Genomic DNA, 4,622 nt, shown 5'->3' with positions numbered 1-4,622 from the left:
CTCGCGGGGGGGAGTTCGGGACGGGGGTCCCTTTCGGGGATGTTACCGGGGCCAGCCGGCCTTCGGGGGGACCTACCGCTCCAGGCGGAAGTTCAGCCTCATGTGGGCGTGGTACTCCTTGATCCTGCCCGCGTCGATGACGGCGGTCCAGTGCAGGACCTCCATCTCCGTGATGTTGCGGATCGTCTTGGCCGCCTCGGCTAGCGCCTGACGGGCGGCGTCCTCCCACGAGTCCTCCGAGACCCCCACGAGGTCGATCGACTTGATCACCGGCATGCTTCCTCCCATCGGACGGCGAACCGCGGCGGCAACATATTGCCGGTCCGGCCCGCGGCAGCGTCGTTCCTGCCGCGTTCGGGCGCCGTTCGGCTCCCGTTCACGCCGGTGGGTAACCTTGGCGCAGATGCGATCGCGTGCTGCGCGCTCGGCCTGGGCCATCGCCGTCCTCTGCATCCTGTCGGCGGTGCCTGCGGCCGTCTCCCCCCGCTGGGGGTGGGTCGCGACGCTCGCCGTGGCCACGTCGGGGGCGACCGCCCTCGCGCTCTACATCCGCAACGGACTCGAGAGGCCGCTCTCCGACCTGATCTCCGCCGCCGACGTCCGCCCGGCCGGCTCGCTGGCAGAGACGGCGGACCTCCTCGCCGCCGCGCACCGGGAGCTCCTGGACGAGCTCGCCGCCGCCCGGGCCGCCGACCGGGACCGCGACGTCGCGCTCGCTCACGCGACCGACGGCGTGCTGCTCCTCGACGTCGACGGGACGATCCGGTTCGCGAACCCGGCCGCCCACGAGCTGTTCGGCGCCCGGGCCCTCGAGGTCGCCCGGCGCCTCACCCAGCCCGACCTGGGGGCGCTCGTCCGGCGCGCGGTCGCGTCCGGTCGCGTGGGGTCCCAGGAGCTCACCGTCCGCCTCCCGGAGGCGCGCCACGTGATCGCCCGGGCGGTGCCGCTCACGGACGGGGGCGCGGTCCTGCTCGTGCAGGACCGGTCCGAGGCGGACCGGCTGGACCGCGTCCGCCGCGACTTCGTGGCGAACGTCTCCCACGAGCTGAAGACCCCGGTGGCGGCGATGCGGGCGCTGGCGGACGTCGCCTCCAGCGCGATGTCGGACGGGGACGCGGGGACGGCGACGCGGTTCATCGACCGCCTCCAGGTGGAGGCCGAGCGGCTGGGCGGGCTCGTCTCCAACCTCCTGGACCTCTCGCGCGTCGAGACGGGGGGGGAGCTGCAGGTCGAGCAGGTGGAGCTGCGGGCGGTCGCCGACGCGGCGGCGGACCGCGCCCGCTCCATCGCCGAGCTCAAGGGGGTGGCGCTCGAGGTGCGGGGAGACGCCACGGTGGTGGACGGCGACCCGTCGCAGATCGCGATGGCCGTGCAGAACCTGGTGGAGAACGCCGTCCGCTACTCCGACCGGGGGACGGTCCGGCTGAGCGTCGAGGCCTCCGACGGATGGGCGTCCATCGCCGTCTCCGACGAGGGGATCGGCATACCCGCCGAGGAGCTCCCGCGCATATTCGAGCGCTTCTACCGCGTCGACCGCGCACGCTCCCGGGCGACCGGCGGCACCGGGCTCGGGCTGGCGATCGTGCGTCACGTAGCCGAGAACCACGGCGGGCGCGTCGAGGTCCAGAGCGAGCTCGGCCTCGGCTCCACGTTCCGTCTCCACCTGCCCACGCGGGCGCCCGAGCGATCGGGGCACGCCGCGTGACCCGCGTACTGATCGTGGAGGACGAGCCGGCCCTGGCCGAGGCGATGAGCTACGGGCTCGAGCGGGAGGGGTTCGAGTGCACGGTCATCGGAGACGGCGGCAGGGCGCTCGAGTACGTCCGTGCGTGGCGCCCGGACCTCGTCCTCCTCGACGTCATGCTGCCCGGCGTCTCGGGGATGGACATCTGTCGCACGATACGCCGGACCTCCTCCACGCCGATCATCATGGTCACGGCGAAGGACGCCGAGGCGGACAAGGTCCTGGGCCTGGAGCTGGGCGCCGACGATTACGTCACGAAGCCCTTCTCGATCCGGGAGCTCGTCGCGCGCGTCCGAGCCGTGCTGAGGCGCGGGACCGCGCCCTCGGAGGAAGCCCCGCCGACGGTGGTGGAGTGCGGTCCGGTCTCGCTAGACGCCGAGCGACACGAGGTGCGGGTCCGGGGGACGGTCGTCGATCTCCCTCCGAAGGAGTTCGCGCTCCTGGAGGCGCTCGTGCGCCGCCCGGGCAGGCTCATGACGCGCGACTCGCTCATATCGCAGGTGTGGGGTGAGGACTACTACGGCGACACGCGGACGCTCGATGTCCACGTGAAGCGCCTGCGCGCCAAGGTCGAGCGTGACCCCAAGGCTCCCGAGCACCTGAAGACGGTGCGCGGCCTCGGCTACAGGTTCGACGCCTGAACCTCGCGCAGGCCCGTGCGGTGCCGGTCGGCGAGCTCCCGGTACGCCTGCGGGTTGAGGTTCACCCAGATCTCGGCGGGGGTCCCGTCGATGGGCCGCTTCACCTGGGCTGGCGCGCCGGCCACGAGCATCCCGTCCTCCACCTCGGCGTTCGTCTGCACGACCGAGCCCGCGGCGACGAGGCAGCGGGCGCCGACCTTCGCGCCGTCGAGGACGATCGACCCGTTGGCGACCAACGCCTCGGAGCCGATGGTCGCGCCGTGGACCACGCAGTTGTGGGCGACGGTCGCACCCGCACCGATCTCGGTCGTATGACCGGGGGGTCCGTGGATGACGGCCCCGTCCTGCACGTTGGCTCCCGCGCGGATCACCACCGGGGCGTAGTCCGCGCGGACGACGGCTCCGTACCAGACCGAAGCGCCCTCCTCCACCGTGACGTCGCCGACCAGGCTCGCGGTCGGCGCTATGAAGGCAGACGGGTGGACACGGGGAGCCTTCCCCTCGAACTCGTAGAGCGGCATGTGCGACCTCCTTCGCCGGCAGGACCGAAGGCTACCGCCGCACGAGGGAGCCGAGAGGGAGAGGACCCGTTCACGCTGCGTTCACATACCGGACGGATCGCGTTCAGCGGAGACCCGTAGGTTCAGGTCGCTGTGCCGCGTTCATCTCGCGTTCATCGACCCGTCGGAAGACATCAACGTCGCGGCGGTAGGTTCGCCGGCGACCAAGGTCCCGTCGTCGGGCGGGACGAACGCGAAAGGAGCATCCGTATGGGCAAGTCCAGGACCTTCCTGGCGGCGCTGATCACGCTCGCGCTGACCGCGGCGGCGTGCGGTGGCCAGAACGCCGCCCAGCAGGGGGACGGCAGCCTGTCCGGCACCGTCCTGGTGGACGGGTCGAGCACGGTCTTCCCCGTGACCGAAGCCGTCGCCGAGGAGTTCCAGCGCGAGAACAGGGGCGTCCAGGTGACGGTAGGGGTCTCCGGCACCGGGGGCGGGTTCAAGAAGTTCTGCGCGGGCGAGACGGACATCTCCAACGCCTCGAGACCGATCAAGGACGCCGAGGCCACCGAGTGCCAGGCCGCGGGGATCGAGTACGAGGAGGTGGCCGTGGCGATCGACGCGCTCGCCGTCGTCGTGAACAACGCCAACGACTGGATCGCGGACGACTGCATCACCCCGGACCAGCTGAAGGCGATGTGGGACGAGGGCAGCACCGTGCGCACGTGGCGGGACGTCGACCCCTCGTGGCCGGACACGCCGATCAAGTTCTACGCGCCCGGACACGACTCCGGCACCTTCGACTACTTCACCGAGGCCATCAACGGCGCCTCACAGCGCTCCCGGACGGACGGCGTGCAGTTCAGCGAGGACGACAACGTGCTGGTCCAGGGCGTCAGCGGGGACCGCGGCGCGATCGGGTACTTCGGGCACGCGTACTACGAGGAGAACGCCGACGACCTGAAGGTCCTCAAGATCGACGGCGGGAACGGCTGCGTCGAGCCTTCGAGGCAGACCATCCAGAGCGACACCTACAAGCCGCTCGCACGCCCGATCTACATCTACCCGAAGAAGGCGGCCGCCCAGAGGCCGGAGGTGGCGGCCTTCCTGCGCTTCTACATGGAGAACGTGAACGAGCTGGCCTCGGACGTCGGGTACTACCCGCTGCCGGAGGCCGAGTTCGAGCGCTACGACCAGGTCGTGCGCAGCATGACGAGCGGATAGGGGCCGATGTCGCGAGCAGCCGTGTTGACCGAGCCGGCCGGGCCCTCCGGGCCCGGCCGGCTCGGGCTCGACCTGACCCGACGACGCCGACCCAAGGAGGCGCTGATCCGGGGGCTGCTCCTGCTGTGCGGGCTCGTGTCCGTCGCCACCACCGCAGGCATCGTCCTCTCGCTCATCGGTGAGGCGGTGAACTTCTTCCGCACGGTCCCCCTGACCGAGTTCCTGTTCACGACGCGATGGTCGCCGTCGATCGCCCCGAAGGCGTTCGGCGTCCTGCCCTTGCTGGCCGGCACGATGATGATCGCCGCCATCGCGGGACTGACCGGGGTGCCGCTCGGGGTCTGCACCGCGATCTACATGAGCGAGTACGCGTCGCCTCGGGTCCGCCGGAAGCTGAAGCCCACGCTCGAGATCCTGGCCGGGATGCCGACCGTCGTGCTCGGCTACTTCGCGCTCACCTTCGTGACGCAGACGGTCCTGTGGAAGATCTTCGGGCCGGAGAGGGTGGCGATC

The 4,622-nt window shown here is 71.2% G+C and carries 6 protein-coding genes; 4 read left to right on the top strand and 2 right to left on the bottom strand.

Annotated features, from left to right (window positions below):
• Window positions 1-72: 72 nt before the first annotated feature.
• Entirely contained in the window at window positions 73-276 is a 204-nt protein-coding gene (locus VM840_05250) for a dodecin family protein (protein ID HVL80981.1), read from the bottom strand.
• Between the two features lie 127 nt (window positions 277-403).
• Between VM840_05250 and VM840_05245 the strand changes: the two genes are divergently transcribed.
• Both VM840_05245 and VM840_05240 read left to right on the top strand, forming a co-directional pair.
• Complete coding sequence (locus VM840_05245; protein HVL80980.1) at window positions 404-1,705, top strand: ATP-binding protein; 1,302 nt, start codon at window positions 404-406, stop codon at window positions 1,703-1,705.
• A complete protein-coding gene (locus tag VM840_05240; protein ID HVL80979.1) occupies window positions 1,702-2,385 on the top strand; it encodes a response regulator transcription factor in 684 nt (227 codons plus the stop codon). Before VM840_05245 ends, VM840_05240 begins: the two co-directional genes overlap by 4 nt.
• On the opposite strand, the gene VM840_05235 is transcribed toward VM840_05240, so the two are convergent.
• Window positions 2,367-2,906 carry a gamma carbonic anhydrase family protein gene (locus VM840_05235; protein ID HVL80978.1) on the bottom strand — a complete coding sequence of 180 codons (540 nt, stop codon included), beginning with the start codon at window positions 2,904-2,906 and terminating at the stop codon, window positions 2,367-2,369. The two genes, VM840_05240 and VM840_05235, sit on opposite strands and share 19 nt — an antisense overlap.
• Window positions 2,907-3,155: 249 nt before the next feature.
• Between VM840_05235 and VM840_05230 the strand changes: the two genes are divergently transcribed.
• Together VM840_05230 and VM840_05225 are read left to right on the top strand one after the other, a co-directional pair.
• On the top strand, window positions 3,156-4,109 hold the full coding sequence (locus VM840_05230; GenBank protein HVL80977.1) for a PstS family phosphate ABC transporter substrate-binding protein: 954 nt from the start codon (window positions 3,156-3,158) through the stop codon (window positions 4,107-4,109).
• Between the two features lie 6 nt (window positions 4,110-4,115).
• A partial coding sequence (locus VM840_05225; protein HVL80976.1) for a hypothetical protein occupies window positions 4,116-4,622 on the top strand: 507 nt, incomplete at its 3' end.

Source organism: Actinomycetota bacterium (assembly GCA_035540895.1).
GTDB lineage: Bacteria > Actinomycetota > JAICYB01 > JAICYB01 > JAICYB01 > DATLFR01.
The sequence above is the reverse complement of the archived record's forward strand: the minus strand, read 5'-3'. Positions and strand labels throughout refer to the sequence as shown.

Bases quoted from the DNA above. Each gene is read 5' to 3' on its own strand.
- VM840_05245 (HVL80980.1), top strand. From the start codon at position 404: ATGCGATCGCGTGCTGCGCGCTCGGCCTGGGCCATCGCCGTCCTCTGC.
- VM840_05250 (HVL80981.1), bottom strand. From the start codon at position 276: ATGCCGGTGATCAAGTCGATCGACCTCGTGGGGGTCTCGGAGGACTCG.
- VM840_05235 (HVL80978.1), bottom strand. From the start codon at position 2,906: ATGCCGCTCTACGAGTTCGAGGGGAAGGCTCCCCGTGTCCACCCGTCT.
- VM840_05230 (HVL80977.1), top strand. From the start codon at position 3,156: ATGGGCAAGTCCAGGACCTTCCTGGCGGCGCTGATCACGCTCGCGCTG.